The organism is Jannaschia seosinensis (assembly GCF_001408515.1).
In the GTDB taxonomy this organism is placed as follows: Bacteria; Pseudomonadota; Alphaproteobacteria; order Rhodobacterales; family Rhodobacteraceae; genus Jannaschia; species Jannaschia seosinensis.
Map to the genome: position 1 here is coordinate 1 of NZ_CYPR01000120.1, position 2,757 is coordinate 2,757.

At 64.7% G+C, this 2,757-nt stretch carries 1 protein-coding gene and 1 pseudogene; one reads left to right on the top strand and one right to left on the bottom strand.

The genetic code is table 11. The features are described 5' to 3' along the window. The first annotated feature begins 269 nt into the window (after positions 1-269). A pseudogene (locus JSE7799_RS22275) lies at positions 270-1,668 on the top strand (IS3 family transposase). A 254-nt stretch (positions 1,669-1,922) separates the two neighbouring features. Here the strand turns inward: JSE7799_RS22275 and JSE7799_RS09605 are convergent. Then, positions 1,923-2,757: IS1380 family transposase (locus JSE7799_RS09605; protein WP_144431639.1), on the bottom strand; the 835-nt coding region annotated here is incomplete at its 5' end.

Consider the following 2,757-nt stretch of genomic DNA (forward strand, 5'->3'; position numbering starts at 1 on the left):
CCCTGCGCTCGATCTCGCGCAGCAGGGTCAGGCCGGCGTCGGAGCTCATGTCGGCGCCGTCAAACCCGAGCAGGATCGGCTTACCGTTAAGGGGTGACAGGCGGGGCGTGGAGCACGTAGACTGGGTCATGGCGGAGGTCGTCCTGCTGAAATCTGAATCTTTGGCGTCGATAACCAAAAAATACATAGTTTCAGACGGTTACGCCACCTCCGCCGCCTTCTCGTGAATTATCCGGGCTAGGCTTTCGAGCCAACGGAAGGAGTGTCCGATGGAGGATAAGAAGCGCCGGTATTTTCCGGATGCGTTCAAGCGGCAGGCTGCGGAGCGCGTAGAGACGAGCGGGCTTTCGGTCGTGGATGTTGCGGCGAAACTTGGCGTTCACGAGACGCAGGTGCATCGTTGGATTCGGCAAGGCGGGGGCGGTCTCTGCGCGGCGCCCCCTCACGCAGGCGCAGAGCCCGTCCCCGGCCGACTTGGCGGCGGAGAATGCCCGGCTAAAGCGGGAGCTGCGAAAGGCCCGGACGGAGCGCGACATCTTGAAAAAAGCCGCGCTCATCTTCGGAGCGGCCACCCCCTCTCGGCGATTGCATGGCAATCGCCTGCCGGCAATGGATGAGCTTCGGGCTCAAAGATGAGCATCGTCACCTCTGGCCCGTGCGCACCATCTGCGCCGTGCCTGGGATCTCGGCCAGCGGACACGACGCCTGGCGGAGCAGGCCAGAGAGCAGGCGCAGTGTCGGGAACCGCGCCCTGCCGAACGAGATCCGCCAGGCCCATACCGAAAGTGGTGGATGTTATGGCGCGCCGCGCATCCACGCTGCGCTGCGGGCTGCCGGGCGGCAGATAGGGCGGCACCGTATCGCCCGGCTGATGCGGCCTGCGCGGGCTGGCGGCGATCCCGCGACGGGTGCGCACGACCGACAGCCGGCACGACTATCCGCCCCTCGGGAAAACGGTCCACTGGACCGTTTTCCCGAGGGGCCCCCCGAACAGGTTGCGAAGGAACTTCACGGCGACCGCACCGAACCAGGTATGGCTCGCTGACCTGACCTACATCCGGACCGATGAAGGTCGGTTCGCTTCGCGCTTACGCGGCCCCACCGGGGCCACGGTCCCGACTCACTCCTCGCGGCACTGATCGACATGCACACCCGCGTTCGCCATCGGTTTCGAACGCATGGCGACCGCTGGCTCACCGTGGGCTGGAGCATACACGAGACCCTGCATGCGTCGATCGCCCTCGAAGCACTCGACATGGCCATCAGACGCCAGCGGCCGGCGCCCGGGCTGATCCAGCATTCGGATCGCGGCATCCAATACGCAGCTGACGAGTATCGCCAAGCCCTTGCCGCCGCAAAAAAACGCTCTCCCCTCTCGTCGGTTGCATGCAAACGACTGCCGGGCAATGGATGAGCCGGAAGGGAAACTGCCTCGAGTTCAAGCCGGTCCGCGCCAGCGGATCGAACGATCCGGGGGATCGTTCGAAGGCGCAGAACGCACCGATGGAGAGCTTCTTCCACACGCTCAAAGTCGAGCGCGTCCACGCCACACGACACGAAGCGCGCCGGGATCTCTTTGCCTACATCGAGGGCTTCTACAATCCACGCCGCCTGCATGCCGCAATAGGCTACAGATCACTGGCCGACATGGAGCGCATGGCGGTCTAACCCCGCCCACTTTTTCGGGGCAGGATCAGTGCTGAAGGAGCAGGAGGCTGGGCTGCCGATGGCCGAGGTGTGCCGGAAGCACGGTGTTAGCCCGCATAATTCATGAAGCTGCGGACTTGTGCTCCGTGGGATGGTTTCCCCGGTCTCGGTTTTCTTGCGCGCACCCGGTGTTTGCGTCCGGTTGGCATGCCGGCCGGTGACTTGGGTCTTGGGCGATACGGGTTGATATTTCGGGGTTTGTCGGGGCGCTTGCGTCAGGCTGTTTTCGGTGGGGCGAGGGCGTCGAAGAGAAGGAGGAGAAGTCCCTTTCGGGGACACGATGCCGGCAGGGTCACGATGATCCGGGTCTTCTTTTCGACGATGGTGGCGGCCAGTCTGACGAGATGCAGCCGCAGCGTGTCGAACTGGGCGCGGCGCCATGGTGGACGTTTTGGGCAAGCCGCGCGAAGCTTCCACCAGACCCAGTAGGCGCAGCCGTGCAGCATCAGGCGCATCTGGCTGGCGTTGGCTTCCGAGCACGACGTCCGGTCTGCTGCGAGGTGGGCCTTCCACGCCTTGATGTGGTTCTCGGCCTGGCCCCGGGCGGAATAGAGCTTCTCGTAAAGATGCTTGCCGCGACCGCCCTCGAGGTTGGTGACGATGTAGCGGGTGTCCCGACCCATGGGGCCAACCTCGACGCGGGCGATGACGCGGCGGGGTTTCGACCACGAGCGGGCTGCGTAGGAGAAGGTTTTGAACCGGCGCAGCTTCTGGCCCGGCGTTCGGGCGTAGCGCGCCGCTGTCGATGCCTCCAGAGCCGAGATGTTTTGCGCCAGACGGCCGTTCTTTGACAGACCGAAGACATAGCGCAGCCCGAGCCTGTCACACAGGTCCAGAACCTGCGGGGTGCAGTAGTGGCTGTCGGCTCGCAGCAGGATTTCTGTCTCGGGCCAATGCCTGGCGATCTGCCGGATCAACCGGCGGATGTGGGCCGCGCTCTCGGCCCCATTGGGGCGGCGGGCCGGGCGCAGCAGTGTCCCCACGAGCCGGCCTTCGCCGTCAAACACGACGATCGGCTGGAAGCCGAACTCGTCGTAGAACGCATTGAAC